Below are 19,019 nucleotides of genomic sequence, written 5' to 3' on the forward strand. Positions count from 1 at the left end.
TCATGGCTCCTGGGCAGTGGAAGTGGCGGCCTTCTTGCGGGCCGGGTGCAGCACGACGGTGCGCCGCTGCGCCATGCGCTCGGCAGCATGGGTCCGGTCTTTCACGTCGCCCGCCAGCTGGCCGCAGGCCGCATCGATGTCGTCGCCGCGCGTCTTGCGCACGGTGGTCACGATGCCGGCTTCGCTCAGCACCTTGGCGAAGGCCAGCACGCGCGGCTGCGGCGAACGCAGCAGGCCGGACGCCGGGAAAGGATTGAAAGGAATCAGGTTGAACTTGCAGGAGATCCTCTGCGAGCGCACCAGATCGACCAGTTGGCGCGCATGCTCGGGCTGGTCGTTCACGCCGTCGAGCATGCAGTACTCGAAGGTGATGAAGTCGCGCGGCGCGTGCGCGAGGTAGCGCTGGCAGGCCTCGAGCAGTTCGGCGATCGGGTACTTGCGGTTGAGCGGCACCAGGTCGTCGCGCAGCGCGTCGTTGGGCGCATGCAGCGACACCGCGAGCGCCACCGGGCAGTCGGCGCCGAGCCGATCGATCATCGGCACCACGCCCGAGGTCGACACCGTCACGCGGCGGCGCGACAGGCCATAGGCGTTGTCGTCGAGCATGGTGCGCAGGGCCGGCACCAGCGCCGCATAGTTCTGCAGCGGCTCGCCCATGCCCATCATCACGACGTTGGAGATCACGCGCCCTTCCTGATCGGGAGTGCGCTTCAGGTGCTTGCGCAGGAAGTGTTCGGCGAACCACAGCTGGGCGACGATCTCGCCCGTCGTCAGGTTGCGGCTGAAGCCCTGGTGCCCGGTCGAGCAGAAACGGCAGCCGACGGCGCAGCCGGCCTGCGAAGAGACGCACAGCGTGCCGCGGTCGTCCTCGGGAATGAACACGGCCTCGACCGCATTGCCGTCGCCGACGTCGAACAGCCACTTGATGGTGCCGTCGGCCGATTCGTGCTGCGTGATCATCGGCAGCGCCTCGACGCGCGCGCTGCCCGCGAGCTTCTCGCGCAGCGACTTCGCAAGGTCGGTCATGTGCGCGAAATCGCTCGCGCCGCGCTGGTGGATCCAGCGGAACAGCTGGGTGGCGCGGAAGCGCTTCTCGCCGAGCTTTTCGCAGAACGCAGCCAGCCCCTCGAGATCGAAATCGAGCAGGTTGGCCGTGGTCATTGCGTGGGAAGGCTCCGCCTCAGCGTGCCTTGAGCTCGGGGAAGAAGAAACCGATTTCGACCTTCGCGGTGTCGACGGCGTCGGAGCCGTGCACGGCGTTGGCATCGATGCTGTCCGCGAAGTCGGCGCGGATGGTGCCCGGGGCTGCCTTCTTGGGATCGGTCGCGCCCATCAGGTCGCGGTTCTTGATGATGGCGTCCTCGCCCTCCAGTGCCTGCACGAACACGGGGCCGGAGATCATGAACTCGACCAGATCCTTGAAGAAGGAACGCTCCTTGTGCACCGCGTAGAACTGCTCGGCGTCGGCGCGCGACAGATGCACCAGCTTGGCCGCCACGATCTTGAGGCCGGCAGCCTCGAAGCGGGAGACGATCTTGCCGATGACGTTCTTCGCCACGGCGTCGGGCTTGATGATGGAGAGGGTGCGTTCGATGGCCATTGAGTTGCTTTCCTGAGAGCTTGGATTTCGATGAGTTCTGTCAAGCCGCAACGCTTCGGTTGCACTGCCTTGACAAAGCCTCTGATTTTAACCGGCGCGCTCGACACCACCCGTGACGGGCCAGTGAAAGACCGCGACCGATGCGCGATTTCAGCGGCCGCGGCGGCGCCCGCCGCCCTGCCCGCCGAAATTGCCCCCGCCCCCGCCGGGCGGGCCGCCGCGTCGCGGGCCGGAACGCTGTTCCTTGCGCTGGCGCGAGAAGCTGTCGGCACCGATATAGCCGAGCGAAGTCTTCATCGGATCGGGCTGGTTGGCGCCGCTCGGCGGACGATCCTCGCCGCGGTTGCCGCTCTGTCGGTCGTCGCGGCGGTTGCGGCGGCCCTGCGGCGGCGGACCGCCATTGCCGCCTCCCCGATTCCGGTCGCCCCGCGCCGCCGGACCGCTGCCCAGCGGATTCGGGATCGGCGGCTCGCGGCCTTCGGCCTGCGCGCCGCCGCCGTTGTTGCGATTGCCGCGGCGCTTGCGGTTGCGGTTGTTGCGGCCACCGCCCTCCTGGCCCGGTCCCTTCGGGCCGCCGCCCGCGCGTCCCGGCCGTTCGCCGGCACCGCCGGCTGCCTGGAACAGCGCGCGGATGTCACGCTCGTCGAGCTCCATCCAGGCGCCGCGCTTGAGACCGCGCGGCAGCACCATCGCACCGTAGCGGATGCGGATCAGGCGGCTGACCGCGTGGCCGACCGATTCGAACAGGCGACGCACTTCGCGGTTGCGGCCTTCGGAAATGGTGACGCGGTACCAGCAGTTCGAGCCTTCGCCGCCGCCCTCTTCGATGGTACCGAAGTGGGCCATGCCGTCGTCGAGCCGCACGCCTTCGAGCAGGCGCTGCTTTTCCTCGCTGCTGAGGGCGCCCAGCACACGGACCGCGTACTCGCGCTCCAGCCCGAAGCGCGGGTGCATGAGCTGGTTGGCCAGTTCGCCCGAGCTGGTGAAAAGCAGGAGGCCTTCGGTATTCAGGTCGAGGCGACCGACCGATTGCCACTTGCCCTGCTGGAGGCGCGGCAGCTTGCGGAACACCGTCGGACGGTTCTGCGGATCGTCGTGCGTGACGACTTCGCCGACCGGCTTGTGGTAGGCGATCACGCGCGCCGGCGGCGGCGCGATGCGGTAGCGGATCGGCTTGCCGTTGATCTTGACCTGGTCGCCGAACTGGATGCGCTGGCCGATGTGGGCCGGCTCGTTGTTGACGGAGATGCGGCCCTGCAGGATGAGCTGCTCCATCTCGAGCCGCGAGCCGAGGCCGGCCTGCGCCAGCACCTTGTGCAGCTTGGGCGAATCGGCTTCAGGCAGCAGCACGCGCTTGAGCGGCGGGACCTCGGGGCTTTCCTCGTCGGCATCGAACTGGCCCGAGATGACATCGGCAAACCGGATCGGCTCGGGCGGCGGGGCATTGCGCTGCTCGCGCTCGGCGGCGCGGCGGGCCCGGTCGAGGTCGTCTTCCTCCTCGTCCGGCTCTTCCTCGTCGTCCAGATCGTCCTCGGCCACGTTCTGCGCTTCACCGGCCGCCGGCGGGGTGAATTCGGCCGCTTCCACCGCCATCTCGACGGGGGCCTGGCCAGCGGGCTTGCGCCGGCGCGGCCGCCGCTTGCGAGGCGCCTCCGCCTCGCCTGCGCCTTCGGGGCTCGGCTCGGTCACGCCGTCCGCGGGCTGTGCGGGGGGCGCCGCCGCACGATCTTCGGAAACAGGTTCGGCCGGCAGCGTCGCTGCATCATCGGGATCGGATGGGCTCATGGTCGGGTTCCGGAGGAGACGACGGTGATGTCAACCTCATCGGGCTCGGCATCGGGCTCGATGGGGGACGAGGACTGGAGTTCAGGCTCGGGCTCGGGCTCGGGCTCGGGCTCGGGCTCGGGCTCGGGCTCGGGCTCGGGCTCGGGCTCGGGCTCGGGCTCGGGCAAGGTTTCGGCAACCGCCTCGGTTTCGGCCTCGCTCACGGCCTCTGCTGTCTCGACGGAAGACTCGTCGATCGGCAAGGCCGGCTGGTCACCGCCGGACGCCTGTTCGAGCGCGTCGATCAAGGCACCCTGCTGCGCCGGCGATTCGATGACCGGCAATTGATCCAGCGAAGCCAGGCCCAGGTCGTCGAGAAACTGGCGCGTGGTCGCATAGAGCGCCGGCCGGCCGACCGTCTCGCGATGCCCGATCACCTCGACCCAGTTGCGGTCTTCGAGCTGCTTCAGGATCAGCGAGTTGATGGTGACGCCACGGATGTCTTCCATGTCGCCGCGCGTGACCGGCTGGCGGTAGGCAATGATTGCCAGCGTTTCGAGCGCGGCGCGGGTATAGCGCGGCGGCTTTTCCGGGTGCAGGCGATCGAGATGGTCGCGCAGTTCGGGACGGCTCTGGAAGCGCCAGCCGGTGGCGACGCTCACGAGCTCCAGGCCGCGTTGCGACCAGTCTTCCTGCAGTTCGAGCAACAACGACTTGATCGTGTCGGCGCCCAGTTCGTCGTCGAACAGCACGCGCAGTTCGCGCACCGGCAAGGGCTGCGTCGAACAGATCAAGGCGGTTTCGAGAATGCGCTTGGCATCCGCCGTATTCATGGTTCGCGGTATCCGGGAAAAAGGCGCCACGAAGGACGCTTGATTTCAGAAGGATGAAGAGGCGCTGCCGGCCCGCAGGCGCTTTGCAGCAAGGCCGGCATCGGGTGGCCGGCGCGGCCCTCGGGGCCGTCAGGCACGATTGTAATCCAGCCCCCAGGCCTGCAAAGCCTGCACCAGATCGGGCGGGGGCGGCGCGCGAAACTCCATCGGCTGATGCGTGACCGGATGCACGAACGCGAGCCTGAAGGCGTGCAGCGCCTGCCGTGCGAGGCCGGCCGCGGCAGCGCCGCCGTAGAGCGTGTCGCCGACCAGCGGATGGCCGATCGAAGCCATGTGCACGCGGATCTGGTGCGTGCGCCCGGTCTCCAGGGTGCAGCGCACGGCGCAGCCCTGCTCGTTGCTGTCCAGCGCTTCGATCAGCGTGCGCGCGGGCTTGCCCGAATGCCGCTGCAGATCGACCGCCGCCATACGCAGCCGGTTGCGCGGGTCGCGCCCGATCGCGGCGTCCACGTGGCGCGCAGCGGCGCCCTGCCAGCTGCGATGCGCGAGCGCGAGGTATTGGCGCGTGACCTCGCGTGCCGCAATCAGCGCCACCAGCGCATCCATCGCGCAACGGCTGCGCGCGACCACCATCAGGCCGCTGGTGTCGCGGTCGAGCCGGTGCACGATGCCGGCGCGCGGCAGCAGCGCGGCCCGCGGGTCCAGGGCCAGCAGGCCGTTGAGCAGCGTGCCGCTCCAGTTGCCGGGTGCCGGATGGACCACGAGACCGGCCGGCTTGTCGATGACGCGCAGGTGTTCGTCCTCGTGCAGCACGGCGATCGGCATCGATTCGGGCCGGAAAGCCTGGCTCTGCGGCGTGGGCCGCAGCTCGATGCGCCCGGCAGCGCCCGCATGCACCGTGGTCGAAGCCTTGGTGAGCACGCGCCCCTGGATCGCCACCATGCCGGCTTCGATCAGTTGCTGCAGGTAGCTGCGCGAAAACTCGGGCACCAGCGCGGCCAGCGCACGGTCGAGCCGCTGCCCATGCTCGTCCTGGCCGAACAGGAAGTTGCGAATCTCGCTCGGCTCGGAAAGCTCCGCGCCCTCGTCGTGCTCGACCGCGCCTGGGGATTCGTCCAGGGGGTCGGCCGATATAATTGACGGCACCTGTTTCACGAAAGCCTTATGTGATGTTTCGCGCCAAATTATCGGTTGTCCCCGGCTGGCTGGCTCTTTGCGCGGCCGCGTGGCTCGTGGCCGGCTGCTCGTCGACCACCGTCGATCGGACCGCGAACTGGAGTCCCAACCGCATCTACTCCGAAGCCAAGGACGAAGCCAACTCCGGCGCCTACGACAAGGCCGTGCCGCTGTTCGAGAAGCTCGAAGGCCGCGCCGCCGGCACGCCGCTCGCGCAGCAAGCACAGCTGGACAAGGCCTATGCGCAGTACAAGGCCGGCGAAAGGCCCGCGGCCATCGCGACCCTCGATCGCTTCATCAAGCTGCACCCGGCCAGCCCCGCCCTCGACTACGCGATCTACCTCAAGGGCGTGATCAACTTCAACGACGACCTCGGCCTGTTCGCGTGGATGACGCGGCAAGACCTTTCCGAACGCGACCAGAAGGCGGCCAAGGAGTCCTTCGAGGCGTTCAAGGAACTGATCACCCGCTTCCCGGAATCGCGCTACACGCCCGATGCGCGCCTGCGCATGAACTACATCGTCAACTCGCTGGCCCAGTACGAAGTGCATGTGGCGCGCTACTACTACACGCGCGGTGCCTACCTGGCGGCCATCAACCGCGCCCAGCTGGCCCTGGCCGACTACCGCGAAGTGCCGGCGCTCGAAGAGGCGCTGTACATCATGGTCCAGTCCTACGACGCGCTCGGTCTGACCGACCTGCGCGACGACGCCAAGCGCGTGCTGACCAGCAACTACCCGAAGAGCGAATACCTGACGCGCGGCTTCAGAGCCAAGGACGACCCCTGGTGGAAGCTCTGGTAACGACTCCAACAAAGGCCCTTTCCGGGCCTTTTTGATTTTCAGCCCGCGAGTTCCAGCAGCGCGGCGTCGAACGCGTCTTCGCTGTCCAGCCTGCGCATCGGCGGCAAGGCCGCCAGCAGCCGCCGCCCGTAGCCCATCGCGACCAGCCGCGTGTCGCAGATCACCAGCACGCCCCTGTCGGTTTCGCGCCGGATCAGGCGCCCTGCGCCCTGCTTGAGGGCCACGGCCGCTTCCGGCAGCGAATAGTCGCTGAAGGCGCTGCGACCTTGCGATTCGAGGCGCTGCGAACGCGCTTCGACGAGCGGATCGTTCGGCGGCGGAAAAGGCAGCTTGTCGATCACGACCAGCTGCAGCGCATCGCCAGGCGCATCGAATCCTTCCCAGAACGAGGCCGAGGCCACCAGCACGCAGCCGGCACGCCCGTCGGCCGCACCTTCGCGGAAGCGGTCCATCAGCGCGCGCTTGGGCAACTCGCCCTGCACCAGCACCTCCGGCCGGCGCCCGGCTTCCAGCCGCTCGAACTGCTGCTTGATGGCATCGCCGATGGTGCGCAGTGCACGCAGCGTGGTCGTGAGCACCAGCGTGCGTCCGCCCAAGGCCTCGGCGCCCCGGGCCGCGAGCGTCGCCACCTGCACGCTGTGTGCCGGATCGCTGGGTTTGGGAAATGCGCGCGGAACGTAGAGCGCAGCCTGGCGCGCGTAGTCGAAGGGACTCTGGACGCGCAGCACCTCGGCGTCGTCGAGCCCGCAGGGTTCGGTGAACCAGCGCAGCTTCGGATCGTCGCCGAGCGTGGCCGAGGTGAACACCCAGGCACGTCCCTGTTCTTCCGGATCGACCGCGTCGGCCTTGAGCACGCGCGTGCGCACCGCCTCGGCAATATCCAGCGGCGACTCCACCAGCCGCAGCTGCGTGCCCACGTCCACCCATCGCACCGATTCCGCGGGGCAGGCCTGGGCAAAACGGGTCGCGCGTTCCGCGAGCTGTTCCGCGCGCTCGTGCAGGCGCACGAAATCGGGCGAGAGTTCGCTCACCGTGTCGAGTGCCCGCGCTGCGTGCTCGAAGGCCTGCTGCAGGGCGTCGAGCGCGGCCTGCCAGGCCTCGGCAGGCACGGCCTCCGGCGACGCGCCTGCCCAGCGCAGCTTGGCACCGGGCCACTGCTTGCCGGCCGCGAGCCGCAATTCGCGCGCGCCGCGTTCGACTGCAGCCACCAGCTGCTGCCAGTCGACCAGCCCGCGCGCCTGCTGCAGGCCGGCGGCCAGCATGTCGCGCGCGAAATCCAGCGCCTGCCCGCTGCCGAGCTGCACGCCGAGGAACTGCACGCCGGTCTCGTTGAGCTGGTGCGCTTCGTCGAACACGACCACGCGCACGGTCGGCAGCAGTTCCGCCATGCCCGATTCACGCACCGCCAGGTCGGCGAAGAACAGGTGATGGTTGATGACCACCACGTCGGCCGCCATCGCCTCGCGGCGCGCCAGGTTGACGTGGCAGGGCTTGAACTGCGGGCATTGCGCGCCCAGGCAGTTCTCGCGCGTGGAGGTCACCAGCGGGATCAGCGGCGAGCGCTCGTCCAGGCCCGGCAGCTCGGCCAGGTCGCCGGTGCGGGTGGCCTTCGACCACTGCTCGATCTTCGCCAGCGTGCGAACGCTGCCGCGTTCGGGCAGGGACGCGTCATGGCGCGCCAGGTCGAGGCGATGCAGACACAGGTAGCTCGCCCGCCCCTTGAGCAGCGCGGTGCGCACCGGCAGGCCCAGCGCCTCGACCAGCCGCGGCAGATCGCGCCCGAAGAGCTGGTCCTGCAGCGTCTTGGTGGCAGTCGAGAGCAGCACGCGCTCGCCGCTCAGCAGCGCCGGCACCAGGTAGGAGAAGGTCTTGCCGACGCCGGTGCCGGCCTCGACCACGAGCACGCCGCCCTGGTCGATGGTGCGGGCCACGGCCAGGGCCATCTGGGTCTGGCCTTCGCGCTCGCGGAACTGTTCGGCCGCGTGCGACAGCACACCGTCCTGCGCGAAGGCGTCGCGCACCATTTGATCGAGCGACATCAGGCGGGCTCTTGCGGATCGAGCATGCGCTCCAGGCGGACGATCTGGTCGCGCAGGGCGAGCCGCCTTTTCTTCAAGCGCCGCAGCAGCAGTTCGTCCTGCGGCACGGCCTCGACGAGTCGGTCGATGGTGGCGTCCAGGTCGGCGTGCTCGATGCGCAGTTCGATCAGCTGACGGGAAAAGGAGTGAAGATTGGAGTCCAACGGGGGCGATGCGAAGACGATGCAACGGCGATTCGGGCTTCGCGCGGGGTTGACTCGATAATACGTCTTCGTTTCCATCACACGACCACATGAAAGACCGAGCCACCGTCGCCTCCGCGCCCACAACCCCAGGCTTTCGACTCGCAGCGGCCACCGGTCTTCACAAGGGGGACCGCCCCTACCAGCAGGACCAGGTCCTGATCATGAACCACCCGCGCACGCCGGGTTGCGTGCTCGGCGTCGTCGCCGACGGCATGGGTGGACGCAGCGGGGGGCGCAAGGCATCGGACCAGGTGCTGATGACGGCACGCCAGTTGTTCTCGCGCTACAAGCCGGGTCGCGACGAGGCCGTGGCCATACTGCGGCAGCTGCTGGAAGACGCCAACACGGTGATCAAGCTCACCGCGATCTCCAGCGAGGAGGAGCCGCACAGTACGCTGGCGGCGTTCCTCATGAATCCGGGAGGCGACTGCGTCTGGATCCATGCGGGCGATTCGCGCATCTACCATTTCCGCAACGGCCAGCTGATCAAGCGAACCAAGGACCACTCCTACGTGCAGGCGCTGGTGGACCGCGGCGAGATCAGCGAGGCGGAAGCCAACATCCACCCGCAAGGAAACATCCTGCTCGGCTGCCTCGGCATGAAGTCCACGCCGCCGCCGGTCGACATCCACCTGGTTCCCAAGCTGGAACCCGACGATCTGCTGATGGCCTGCAGCGACGGGCTCTGGCACTACTTCACGCCGGAGGAGATGGGCAGGGTGCTGCACGAACAATCGCCCCGCGCGGCAGCCGAACTGCTGGTGTCGGAAGCGCGGCGCCGCGCGCGCGGCACCGGGGACAATATTTCGCTGGTCGTGCTGAAGCTCGAAGCGCTTCCGGTGGCTGCGGACGCTGCGGACTGAGGCCGAGCCGCCGGCACGCGCTCAAGGCGGCGTCGGCAAGGACGGCGAACGGGCCTTGTCCTTCGTCTTCTCGGCGTTGCGGCGCTCGCGATCGGCGCGATGCTCCTCTGCCTTCTGCTGCTTGCGCTCGTAGGCTTCGCGCTCGACCGGCGCCTCGGCACGCCGGGCAGCAGCCTTGGCCTGGTTCTCGGCATGCGCGCGCTGCTTGTCTTCGAGCTCGCGTTTCCGCAGGGCGGCATCGGAGGCCAGGCGGGCGCGGCTCGTCGCATGATCGGCCGAGCGCTGCTCGCGCTCCTCCTGGTTCTTGATCGACTGCTCGCGCTGCGAGGGTGTGTCCTGCGGGCGCGGGCTGGCCTTTTTTTCCTCGAGCCGATCGAGCGCAGCGGCCCCGCGGCGCTTGCGTTCGATGTCGTTGATGGCGGCTTCCTGGCGCTTGATGTCGTCGGTGGCGGTGCGCCGGCGCCGGCGACTGTCTACCAGGCAGCCCTCGACCGCAAACTTCTGGTAGCAGGCCTTCTGCTCGGTCTGGAAGCGTTCTTCGACCACCTTGCGCTCCTGCGACAGGCGCGCTCGCTCCGCTTCGAAATCGGTGTTGCCGGTCGTGGCGGTGGACTGCGCCCACAGCGGCAGCGCGGTCAAGGCCATCAAGAGTGCAAGGACGGTGTTCTTCATGTGAGGCGGGTGTCGACGACGCGGCGCTCGAGCGCCAGGAATTCGGCCGACTGCATTTCATTGAGTCTGGACACGGTGCGAGGAAATTCGTGGGCCAGCGGACCCTCGGTGTACAACGCCTCCGGCGGAACCTCCGCCGACATGATGAGCTTCACGCGCCGATCGTAGAACACGTCGACCAGCCATGTGAAACGACGTGCTTCAGAGGCCATGCGCACCGGCATGTACGGCACGTCGGACAGGAGCACGGTGTGGAACTGGGTCGCGATCTCCAGGTAGTCGTTCTGCGAACGCGGACCGCCGCACAGGGTCTTGAAGTCGAACCAGACCACGCCGCCGGCCTTGCGGCGCGCGTGGATCTCGCGCGACTCGATGTGCAGCACGGGGTTCTCGTCCGCGCTTTCGGCGAGGCGCTCGAAGGCGTGGCGCATCTCCTTGTCGGCCGCCGCGCCGTTGGGCGTGAGGTAGAGGCGTACCTGCTCCAGCGTGCGGCGGCGGTAGTCGGTGCCGTTGTCGACGCTGATCACCTCGAGCCGCTCGTTGAGCAGCGCGATCGCAGGCAGGATGCGGTCGCGATGCAGCCCGCCGGGATAGAGATCGTCGGGCTTGAAATTCGAGGTCGTGACGAAGCCCACCCCGTTCTCGAACAGCGCCGTCAGCAGCCGATGCAGGATCATGGCATCGGTGATGTCGGCGACATGGAACTCGTCGAAGCAGATCAGCTTGTAGCGCTTGGCGATCCGACGCCCGAGTTCGTCGAGCGGGTTGACCGTGCCCTGCAGCTCGGCCAGCTCGCGATGGACCTCGCGCATGAACTCGTGGAAGTGCAGCCGGGTCTTGCGCCTGAGCGGGACCGCGTTGTAGAAGCAATCCATCAGGAAGCTCTTGCCGCGCCCCACCCCGCCGTACATGTAGACGCCGCGCGGAATGTCCAGCCGGTTGATCAGCTTCTTGAGCGCATTGGAGCGCCGCGCCTTGTAGTCGCCCCACTCGCTCGCGCAGCGATCGAGCGCTTCGACGGCGCGCAGCTGCGCGGGGTCGCTCTGGTACCCCCGCGCAGCCAGCTCCGCTTCGTAAGCCTGTTTGACGCTCAAGTGGTCAGAAATTGAGCGTGCGCTTGTCGACGGCCAATGCAGCTTCCTTGGTCGCTTCGGACAGCGACGGATGCGCGTGGCAGATGCGCGCGATGTCCTCGGCGCTGGCCTTGAACTCCATCGCCACCACCGCCTCGGAGATCAGCTCGCTGGCCATCGGGCCTACGATGTGAACGCCGAGAATCTCGTCGGTCGCCGCATCGGCGATGAACTTGACCATGCCGGTCGTGTCGCCGAGAGCACGGGCGCGCCCGTTGGCCATGAACGGGAAGGTGCCGGCCTTGTAGGCGCGGCCTTCGGCCTTGAGCTGCTGCTCGGTCTGGCCGACCCACGCGATCTCGGGCGAGGTGTAGATCACCCACGGGACGGTGTTGAAGTTCACGTGCCCGTGCTGGCCCGCGATGCGCTCGGCCACCGCCACGCCCTCTTCCTCGGCCTTGTGCGCGAGCATCGGGCCGCGCACCACGTCGCCGATGGCCCACACGTTCGGCAGGCTGGTCTTGCAATCGTCGTCGACCACGATGGCGCCGCGCTCGTCGAGCTTCAGGCCGACCGCCTCGGCGTTGAGGCCGATGGTATTGGGTACGCGGCCGATCGAGACGATGAGCTTGTCGACCTCGAGCGTCTGCGCTTCGCCCTTGGCATTGGCCCAGGCAACGCTGACGCCCTTCTTGCCTGACTTGACCTCGCCCACCTTGACGCCGAGCTCGATCTTCAGGCCCTGCTTGGTGAAGGCCTTGTGCGCTTCCTTGGCGATCTGCTCGTCGACCGCGCCGAGGAAGGTCGGCAGCGCTTCGAGCACCGTGACCTCGGCACCCAGGCGGCGCCAGACCGAACCCATTTCGAGGCCGATGACTCCGGAGCCGATCAGACCCAGCTTCTTGGGCACGCCGGTTATGCGCAGCGCGCCGTCGTTCGAGAGGATGTTCTCCTCGTCGAAGTCCGCGCCCGGCAGCGGGCGCGGATTGGAGCCGGTCGCCAGGATGATGTGCTTGCCCTCGATGGATTCCTCGGCCGTGCCCGTCACCTTCAGCTCATAGCCGGCGCCGGACGCCTTCACGAAGGAACCGCGGCCGTGGAAGAACGTGACCTTGTTCTTCTTGAACAGGTAGGTGATGCCGTCGTTGTTCTGCTTCACGACCGCGTCCTTGCGCGCCAGCATCTTGGCCAGATCGAGGCTCAGGCCCTCGACCTTGATGCCGTGGTCGGCAAAGTGATGCCCGGCGTGGTCGTAGTTTTCGGACGACTGCAGCAGCGCCTTCGAGGGAATGCAGCCGATGTTGGTGCAGGTGCCGCCCAGTGCCGGGCCGCCCTTGCCGTTCTTCCACTCGTCGATGCAGGCGACGTTGAAGCCGAGCTGCGCTGCGCGGATGGCCGCGACGTAGCCGCCGGGGCCGCCACCGATGACGATGACGTCGAATTGCTTGTTGGACATCAGGTGGCTCCTCAGATGTCGAACAGCAGGCGGGCAGGATCTTCCAGCGCCTCCTTCATGGCCACGAGGCCCAGCACGGCTTCACGGCCGTCGATGATGCGGTGGTCGTACGACATCGCGAGGTAGTTCATCGGGCGCACGACGATCTGGCCGTTCTCGACCACGGCGCGGTCCTTGGTCGCATGCACGCCGAGGATGGCGGACTGCGGCGGGTTGATGATCGGCGTCGACAGCATCGAGCCGAACACGCCGCCGTTGGAGATGGAGAAGGTGCCGCCGGTCATCTCCTCGATGCCCAGCTTGCCGTCCTTGGCCTTCTGGCCGTACTCGGCGATCTTCTTCTCGATGTCGGCAAAGCTCATCTGGTCGGCATTGCGCAGGATCGGCACCACCAGGCCGCGCGGCGAACCGACGGCGATGCCGATGTCGAAGTAGCCGTGGTAGACGATGTCGTTACCGTCCACCGAGGCGTTGATCACTGGGTATTTCTTCAGCGCATGCACCGCGGCCTTCACGAAGAAGCTCATGAAGCCGATCTTGACGCCGTGCTCCTTCTCGAACTTCTCCTGGTAGCGCTTGCGCATTTCCATCACCGGCGCCATGTTGACCTCGTTGAAGGTGGTCAGGATGGCGTTGGTCGCTTGCGACTGCAGCAGGCGCTCGGCGATGCGGGCGCGCAGGCGGCTCATCGGCACGCGCTCTTCCGGACGCTCGCCGAGATCCGGCGCGCGGGCAGGCGCAGCGACCTGCGGCAGCGCCGTCTTGGGCGCGCCCGTCGGGATGGCCACCGGCGCAGCCGCCTTGGCCGTGACGCCGGAGGCGACCGCACCGAGCACGTCGCCCTTGGTGACGCGGCCGTCCTTGCCGGTGCCGGCCACGTCGCCCGTCGTGAGCTTGTTGTCGGCCAAGAGCTTGGCTGCCGCGGGCATCGCGACATCGGACTTCGAGCCACCGGCCGGGGCGGCAGCGGCGGCTGCCGCGGGAGCCGGAGCGGCCGCTGGCGCTGCCGCCGGAGCAGCGGCGGGCGCGGCTGCCGCGCCCTTGCCCTCGGTGTCGATCTTCGCGATCAACTGGTCGGCGACGACGGTGGCACCGTCGCCCGCCACGATCTCGGCCAGCACGCCGGCGGCTGGCGCCGGAACTTCCAGCACGACCTTGTCGGTCTCGATCTCGATCAGGATCTCATCGACCGCGACGGCTTCGCCGGCCTTCTTCTTCCACTGCAGCATCGTGGCCTCGGCCACGGATTCGGACAACTGGGGGACTTTGACTTCAACGATAGACATTACTGATGTGCTCCGCTTCGTGTTTCTTCGTAGGTGTGAATGTGGTTCTTCTTACTTGGTCAGCACGAAGCCCTTGAGCTTGGCAAATGCGCCGTCGACCAGCGCCTTCTGCTGTTCCTGGTGCAGGTGCGAATAGCCGACCGCGGGCGACGCCGAGGCGGCGCGGCCCGAGTAGCCGAGCTTCTGGCCTTCCAGCATGTTCTCGTGGATGTAGTGCTGCACGAAGAACCAGGCGCCCTGGTTCTGCGGCTCGTCCTGGCACCACACCACGTCGACGAGGTTCGGGTACTTCCTGAGTTCCGCGGCGAAGGCCTTGTGCGGGAACGGATAGAGCTGCTCGACGCGGATGATCGCCACGTCGTCGGCGCCCTTTTCCTCGCGCTTCTTCGCCAGGTCGTAGTAGACCTTGCCGGAGCAGGCGATGAGGCGCTTGACCTTCTCGGCCTTCAGGTCCTTGTTGTCGGGAATGACGGTCTGGAAGCTGCCCTTGGTGAACTCGGACAGCGGCGAGGTCGCGTCCTTGTTCCGCAGCAGCGACTTGGGCGTCATGATGACCAAGGGCTTGCGCAGGTTGCGCACCATCTGCCGGCGCAGCACGTGGAAGATCTGGCTCGCGGTGGTGGGCTGCACGACCTGCATGTTGGCGTCGGCCGACAGCTGCATGAAGCGCTCGAGGCGCGCCGAGCTGTGCTCGGGGCCCTGCCCTTCGTAGCCGTGCGGCAGCATCAGCGTGATGCCGTTGACGCGGCCCCACTTCACTTCGCCCGAGGCGATGAACTGGTCGATCACGACCTGCGCGCCGTTGACGAAGTCACCGAACTGCGCTTCCCAGATCACCAGCGTGTTCGGATCGTTCGACGCGTAGCCGTATTCGAAGGCGAGCACCGCCTCTTCGGAAAGGATGGAGTCGATGACGACGAAGGGCGCCTGGCTGTCGGCCACGTTCGAAAGCGGCACGTAGGTGCCCTCGTCGAACTTCTCGCGGTTCTGGTCGTGCAGCACGGCGTGCCGGTGCGTGAAGGTGCCGCGGCCGCTGTCCTCGCCCGAAAGGCGCACCGGATAGCCGCTGGCCACCAGCGAGGCGAAAGCCATGTGCTCGCCCATGCCCCAGTCGACGTTGACGTCGCCGCGGCCCATGGCCGCACGGTCGTCGAGCACCTTCTTGACCAGCGGATGCACGGTGAACTTTTCCGGCGCCCTGGTGATGCGCTCGGCCAGGCGCTTCCATTCCGCGGTGGGGATGGCGGTGTCGCCGGCGTCGGTCCACTTCTTGTTGAGGAAGGGGCTCCAGTCGACCGCGTACTTGCTCTTGAAGTTGGTCAGCACCGGATTGGTGGTGTTCTTGCCGGCGTCGAAGGCTGCGCGCTGCGTCTTCACCATGTCGTCGCCGAGCGTGTCGCCCAGGCCCTGGGCGCCCAGCTTCTCGGCATAGAGCTTGCGCGTGCCCGGGTGCGCCGCGATCTTCTTGTACATCAGCGGCTGGGTGAGCGAGGGCGTGTCCTGCTCGTTGTGGCCGAGCTTGCGGAAACAGATGATGTCGACCACCACGTCCTTCTGGAACTCCATGCGGAATTCGAGGGCGAGCTGGGTCGCGAGCACCACCGCTTCGGGGTCGTCGCCGTTCACGTGCAGCACCGGCGCCTCGACCATCTTGACGATGTCGGTGCAGTACAGCGTCGAGCGGCTGTCGCGCGGGTCGCTGGTGGTGAAGCCGATCTGGTTGTTGATCACGATATGGACCGTGCCGCCGGTGGAATAGCCGCGCGTTTCGGCCAGCGCCAGCGTCTCCATCACGACGCCCTGCCCTGCGAAGGCGGCGTCGCCGTGCACGATCACCGGCAGCACCTGCTTGCCGAGCGGGTCGGCGCGGCGGTCCATGCGCGCGCGCACGGAGCCTTCGACCACGGGGTTCACGATCTCGAGGTGCGAGGGGTTGAAGGCCAGGCTCAGGTGCACCGGACCGCCGGGCGTCGAAACGTCGGAGCTGAAGCCCTGGTGGTACTTGACGTCGCCGCTGGGCAGGTCTTCAGGCGCCGTGTGGTCGAACTCGGCGAACAGGTCGGCCGGCATCTTGCCGAGCGAGTTGACCAGCACGTTGAGACGGCCGCGGTGGGCCATGCCGATCACGATCTCCTGCACGCCCTTGACGCCGGCCTGGCTGATCAGCTCGTCCATCGAAACAATGAAGCTCTCCCCGCCTTCGAGCGAGAAGCGCTTCTGGCCGACGTACTTGGTGTGGAGGAAGCGCTCCAGGCCTTCGGCCGCCGTCAGGCGTTCGAGGATGCGCTTCTTCTGCTCGGTGCTGAGCTTCGGGTTGGTCCGCGCGCTCTCGAGCCTCTGCTGCCACCAGCGCTTGTGGTTCTGGTCGGTGGTGTACATGTACTCGACGCCCATCGTGCCGCAGTAGGTCTCGCGCAGCGCGTTGAGCAGGTCGCGCAAGGACATCGTGTCCTTGCCGAAGAAGGTGTTGCTCGTGTTGAACACCGTTTCGAGATCGGCATCGGTGAAACCGTAGAACGAAGGCTCGAGTTCCGGAATCGACGGGCGCTCCGCGCGCTTCAACGGGTCAAGGTCGGCCCAGCGGACGCCGACGTTGCGGTAGGCCGCGATCAGCTGCTGGACGGCGGTGCGCTGGCGGCCCAGCTCCGAATCGGCGCCGCTGGCCTGCACCACCCTCGTGGTGCCCTGCTTGGCGCGCTCGGCGAAGGCATTGATGACCGGCTGGTGCGGCACGTCGCGGGTGGTGCTGCCGTCGGTGGCGGGCACGTGCTGCAGCGCATCGAAGTACGAGCGCCAGTTGTCGGGCACGCTGCCGGGATTGCTGAGGTAGTTTTCGTACATCTCCTCGACATAGGGCGCGTTGCCGCCGAAGAGGTAGGTGTTGCCTTGGTAGGCGTGATAGACGGACGCGCCGGGCGTCGACGATGAATCGCTCATATTCCGCTGACCTTCGCTTCCCTGTAGGAAGCATTAGCTGGTTTAAGAAACCTTCCGCGACACGGCTGAACCGGATGGCGGATGCGACTGTGGCTGGGGAAGGGCCTGAGTACCCTGGCATTGTGCCATGGCAACTACGTGACGGCGGAAAGCGCCTTCGCAAGCCCTCAAGGGGATAGCGATTGCCTGATCTGCTGGAGGGCGCCGGGGTCTTCTATCGTGGTCAGGTCGCCCGGGTCGCGCTGTTCGCACACGGCCTGGATCGCGCGGCGCAGCAGCTTGCCGCTGCGCGTCTTGGGCAGAGCGCTCACGAAGCGCACGCGCGCGGGACGCGCCAGCGCGCCGAGCTGGTCGGCCACCTGCTTCATGATTTCCCCTTCGAGGAGAAGGGCTGCCTGGTCGTCGCCGAGCGCTGCACCATCCTTCGGCACCACGAAGGCCATCGCCACCTGCCCCTTGAGCGCATCGGCTACGCCGACGACCGCGACTTCGGCGACCTTCGCATGGCCCGAGATCGCTTCCTCGATCTCGCGCGTGCCGAGCCGATGGCCGGCGACATTGATCACGTCGTCGGTACGGCCGAGGATGTAGAAGTAGCCGTCCTCGTCGCGGATGCCCCAGTCGAAGGTGGAATACACCAGCTTGCCCGGCACGCTCTTCCAGTAGGTGTTGACGAAGCGCTCGTCGTCCTTCCACACGGTCTGCATGAAGCCCGGCGGCGTCGGCCCCTCGATCACCACCACGCCCTTCTCGTTGGCGCCGCTCAGTTCCTCGCCGGTCGCCTCATGGAGGATCTTCACCTTGTAGCCGTACATCGGAACGCCGGGGCTGCCGAACTTGCTTCGCGTCTGCTCAACCCCGTTGGCCACCGTGAGGATGGGCCAGCCCGACTCGGTCTGCCAGTAGTTGTCGATGATCGGCACGCCCAGGCCCTCGCTGATCCAGCGCGCCGTGGGCTCGTCGAGCGGCTCGCCGGCTAGGAACAGCGCGCGCAGGCTCGATAGGTCGTACTTCTTCAAGAGCGCCGGGTCCTGCTTCTTGAGCACGCGCACCGCGGTCGGCGCGCTGAACATCACGGTCACCTTGTATTTCTCCACCAGCCGCCACCAGATGCCGCCGTCGGGTTGCCGGTCGAGGCCCTGCGTGGGCAGGCCCTCGTACATGAGGGTCGCCATCCCCGCGATCAGCGGGCCGTAGACGATGTAGCTGTGGCCCACCACCCAGCCGATGTCGCTGGTCGAGAAATAGGTTTCGCCGGGCCGGCCGTCGAAGATGTGCTTCATGCTGGCGGCCAGGGCCACGGCATAGCCCCCGGTGTCGCGCTGCACCCCTTTGGGCCGGCCGGTGGTGCCGCTGGTGTAGATGGTGTAGCTGATGTCGGTCGCGTCCAGCCAGGTGCAGGGCACCTGCGCATCGCGGTGCTTCTCGACCAGCGCGGCCGCCAGATGGTCACGCCCTTCGGTCAGGGCCATCGGCGCCAGGCCGCGATCGACCAGCAGCACCGACTCGGGCTTGTGCGAGGACTGCCGGATCGCCTCGTCGAGCAGCGGCTTGTACGCAAGCACCTTGCCGCCGCGCGACCCGGCGTCGGCGCTGACGACGACTTTCGGCGTCGCATCCTCGATGCGCGAGGCCAGCGAGCCGCTGGCGAAGCCGCCGAACACCACGCAGTGGATCGCGCCCAAGCGCGCGCAGGCCAGCATCGCGAAGGCGGCCTCGGGAATCATCGGCATGTAGATCAGCACGCGGTCGCCCTTGCCGACGCCGAGCTCCATCAGGCTCGCCGCAAAACGCTGCACCTCGGCATGCAGTTCCTTGAAGCTATAGCTTTTTTCGGTGCCGGTCTCGGTGGAAACGGCGATCAGCGCGGGCTGATCGCCGCGGGTGGCGAGGTGGCGATCGACCGCGTTGTGGCAGAGATTGGTCGTGCCGCCCGCGAACCAGCGCGCGAAGGGCGCGTTAGAGGCATCGAGGATCTGCTGCGGCGGCGTTTTCCAGTCGATGAGCTTGGCCTGTTCGGCCCAGAAGGCCTCCGGCGCATCGATCGACTGGCGATAGAACTCTGCATAGCGGCTCATGGGCGTTGTCTCCAGTTCTGGCTTTGACTTGTCGTAGAAACTGAATTCATAATTATGAAGGCCGTGCTTGCAGCAGGCTGACAGGCAGTCGGACCACCTGGTGCGAGCAAATAGAGTGTAAGAACGCGAAATAGAGTTCCAAACTCAGCCCTGATGCCCGATTGAGACGACAAATTGAGTGCCAAACGTGGATC

General features: G+C 67.2%; 15 protein-coding genes. 2 read left to right on the top strand and 13 right to left on the bottom strand.

What is annotated here, in order from left to right:
• The 5 genes from rlmN to ACSQ89_RS17605 all read right to left on the bottom strand — a co-directional run bounded on the left by rlmN (nucleotide 1) and on the right by ACSQ89_RS17605 (nucleotide 5,343).
• A complete protein-coding gene (rlmN, locus tag ACSQ89_RS17585; protein ID WP_436292748.1) occupies nucleotides 1-1,161 on the bottom strand; it encodes a 23S rRNA (adenine(2503)-C(2))-methyltransferase RlmN in 1,161 nt (386 codons plus the stop codon).
• Between the two features lie 19 nt (nucleotides 1,162-1,180).
• Nucleotides 1,181-1,600, bottom strand: a complete 420-nt coding sequence (gene ndk / locus ACSQ89_RS17590) for a nucleoside-diphosphate kinase (RefSeq protein WP_436292747.1) — start codon at nucleotides 1,598-1,600, stop codon at nucleotides 1,181-1,183.
• Between the two features lie 150 nt (nucleotides 1,601-1,750).
• Nucleotides 1,751-3,385, bottom strand: a complete 1,635-nt coding sequence (locus tag ACSQ89_RS17595; protein WP_436292746.1) for a pseudouridine synthase — start codon at nucleotides 3,383-3,385, stop codon at nucleotides 1,751-1,753.
• A complete protein-coding gene (gene scpB / locus ACSQ89_RS17600; protein WP_436296305.1) occupies nucleotides 3,382-4,197 on the bottom strand; it encodes an SMC-Scp complex subunit ScpB in 816 nt (271 codons plus the stop codon). Before scpB ends, ACSQ89_RS17595 begins: the two co-directional genes overlap by 4 nt.
• A 129-nt stretch (nucleotides 4,198-4,326) precedes the next feature.
• Nucleotides 4,327-5,343 carry an RluA family pseudouridine synthase gene (locus tag ACSQ89_RS17605; RefSeq protein WP_436292847.1) on the bottom strand — a complete coding sequence of 339 codons (1,017 nt, stop codon included), beginning with the start codon at nucleotides 5,341-5,343 and terminating at the stop codon, nucleotides 4,327-4,329.
• A gap of 23 nt (nucleotides 5,344-5,366) precedes the next feature.
• On the opposite strand from ACSQ89_RS17605, the gene ACSQ89_RS17610 reads away from it, so the two are divergent.
• Nucleotides 5,367-6,176 carry an outer membrane protein assembly factor BamD gene (locus tag ACSQ89_RS17610; RefSeq protein ID WP_093108102.1) on the top strand — a complete coding sequence of 270 codons (810 nt, stop codon included), beginning with the start codon at nucleotides 5,367-5,369 and terminating at the stop codon, nucleotides 6,174-6,176.
• Between the two features lie 38 nt (nucleotides 6,177-6,214).
• Here the strand turns inward: ACSQ89_RS17610 and ACSQ89_RS17615 are convergent, their stop codons facing one another.
• Nucleotides 6,215-8,215, bottom strand: a complete 2,001-nt coding sequence (locus ACSQ89_RS17615; protein WP_093108104.1) for an ATP-dependent DNA helicase — start codon at nucleotides 8,213-8,215, stop codon at nucleotides 6,215-6,217.
• Nucleotides 8,215-8,418 carry a DUF465 domain-containing protein gene (locus ACSQ89_RS17620; protein ID WP_093108106.1) on the bottom strand — a complete coding sequence of 68 codons (204 nt, stop codon included), beginning with the start codon at nucleotides 8,416-8,418 and terminating at the stop codon, nucleotides 8,215-8,217. The genes ACSQ89_RS17615 and ACSQ89_RS17620 overlap by 1 nt, the downstream gene beginning before the upstream one ends.
• A gap of 89 nt (nucleotides 8,419-8,507) precedes the next feature.
• On the opposite strand from ACSQ89_RS17620, the gene ACSQ89_RS17625 reads away from it, so the two are divergent.
• On the top strand, nucleotides 8,508-9,323 hold the full coding sequence (locus ACSQ89_RS17625) for a PP2C family protein-serine/threonine phosphatase (RefSeq protein ID WP_093108108.1): 816 nt from the start codon (nucleotides 8,508-8,510) through the stop codon (nucleotides 9,321-9,323).
• A 21-nt stretch (nucleotides 9,324-9,344) separates the two neighbouring features.
• On the opposite strand, the gene ACSQ89_RS17630 is transcribed toward ACSQ89_RS17625, so the two are convergent.
• From ACSQ89_RS17630 to ACSQ89_RS17655, 6 genes are all read right to left on the bottom strand, one after another.
• Nucleotides 9,345-9,995, bottom strand: a complete 651-nt coding sequence (locus ACSQ89_RS17630) for a hypothetical protein (protein WP_436292744.1) — start codon at nucleotides 9,993-9,995, stop codon at nucleotides 9,345-9,347.
• Nucleotides 9,992-11,089: a cell division protein ZapE gene (zapE, locus tag ACSQ89_RS17635; protein WP_093108112.1), complete on the bottom strand. Its 1,098-nt coding sequence runs from the start codon at nucleotides 11,087-11,089 to the stop codon at nucleotides 9,992-9,994. Before zapE ends, ACSQ89_RS17630 begins: the two co-directional genes overlap by 4 nt.
• Nucleotides 11,090-11,093: 4 nt before the next feature.
• The gene (gene lpdA / locus ACSQ89_RS17640; protein ID WP_093108114.1) at nucleotides 11,094-12,524 is read right to left on the bottom strand and encodes a dihydrolipoyl dehydrogenase; all 1,431 of its coding nucleotides are present in this window, start codon (nucleotides 12,522-12,524) and stop codon (nucleotides 11,094-11,096) included.
• 11 nt (nucleotides 12,525-12,535) lie between these two features.
• Nucleotides 12,536-13,810 carry a 2-oxoglutarate dehydrogenase complex dihydrolipoyllysine-residue succinyltransferase gene (gene odhB, locus ACSQ89_RS17645; protein WP_093108116.1) on the bottom strand — a complete coding sequence of 425 codons (1,275 nt, stop codon included), beginning with the start codon at nucleotides 13,808-13,810 and terminating at the stop codon, nucleotides 12,536-12,538.
• Between the two features lie 51 nt (nucleotides 13,811-13,861).
• Nucleotides 13,862-16,747 carry a 2-oxoglutarate dehydrogenase E1 component gene (locus ACSQ89_RS17650; protein ID WP_436292743.1) on the bottom strand — a complete coding sequence of 962 codons (2,886 nt, stop codon included), beginning with the start codon at nucleotides 16,745-16,747 and terminating at the stop codon, nucleotides 13,862-13,864.
• 167 nt (nucleotides 16,748-16,914) lie between these two features.
• Nucleotides 16,915-18,825: a propionate--CoA ligase gene (locus ACSQ89_RS17655; protein ID WP_436292742.1), complete on the bottom strand. Its 1,911-nt coding sequence runs from the start codon at nucleotides 18,823-18,825 to the stop codon at nucleotides 16,915-16,917.
• Nucleotides 18,826-19,019 lie beyond the last annotated feature (194 nt).

This window comes from Variovorax sp. LjRoot175, assembly GCF_964253805.1.
Lineage (GTDB): Bacteria > Pseudomonadota > Gammaproteobacteria > Burkholderiales > Burkholderiaceae_C > Variovorax.

Excerpts from the sequence above, each read along its gene's own strand:
- ACSQ89_RS17650 (WP_436292743.1), bottom strand. The coding sequence starts at position 16,747 with ATGAGCGATTCATCGTCGACGCCCGGCGCGTCCGTCTATCACGCCTAC.
- scpB (WP_436296305.1), bottom strand. The coding sequence starts at position 4,197 with ATGAATACGGCGGATGCCAAGCGCATTCTCGAAACCGCCTTGATCTGT.
- ACSQ89_RS17655 (WP_436292742.1), bottom strand. The coding sequence starts at position 18,825 with ATGAGCCGCTATGCAGAGTTCTATCGCCAGTCGATCGATGCGCCGGAG.
- rlmN (WP_436292748.1), bottom strand. The coding sequence starts at position 1,161 with ATGACCACGGCCAACCTGCTCGATTTCGATCTCGAGGGGCTGGCTGCG.
- ACSQ89_RS17615 (WP_093108104.1), bottom strand. The coding sequence starts at position 8,215 with ATGTCGCTCGATCAAATGGTGCGCGACGCCTTCGCGCAGGACGGTGTG.
- ACSQ89_RS17610 (WP_093108102.1), top strand. The coding sequence starts at position 5,367 with ATGTTTCGCGCCAAATTATCGGTTGTCCCCGGCTGGCTGGCTCTTTGC.
- ACSQ89_RS17625 (WP_093108108.1), top strand. The coding sequence starts at position 8,508 with ATGAAAGACCGAGCCACCGTCGCCTCCGCGCCCACAACCCCAGGCTTT.
- ndk (WP_436292747.1), bottom strand. The coding sequence starts at position 1,600 with ATGGCCATCGAACGCACCCTCTCCATCATCAAGCCCGACGCCGTGGCG.
- odhB (WP_093108116.1), bottom strand. The coding sequence starts at position 13,810 with ATGTCTATCGTTGAAGTCAAAGTCCCCCAGTTGTCCGAATCCGTGGCC.
- ACSQ89_RS17595 (WP_436292746.1), bottom strand. The coding sequence starts at position 3,385 with ATGAGCCCATCCGATCCCGATGATGCAGCGACGCTGCCGGCCGAACCT.
- ACSQ89_RS17630 (WP_436292744.1), bottom strand. The coding sequence starts at position 9,995 with ATGAAGAACACCGTCCTTGCACTCTTGATGGCCTTGACCGCGCTGCCG.
- lpdA (WP_093108114.1), bottom strand. The coding sequence starts at position 12,524 with ATGTCCAACAAGCAATTCGACGTCATCGTCATCGGTGGCGGCCCCGGC.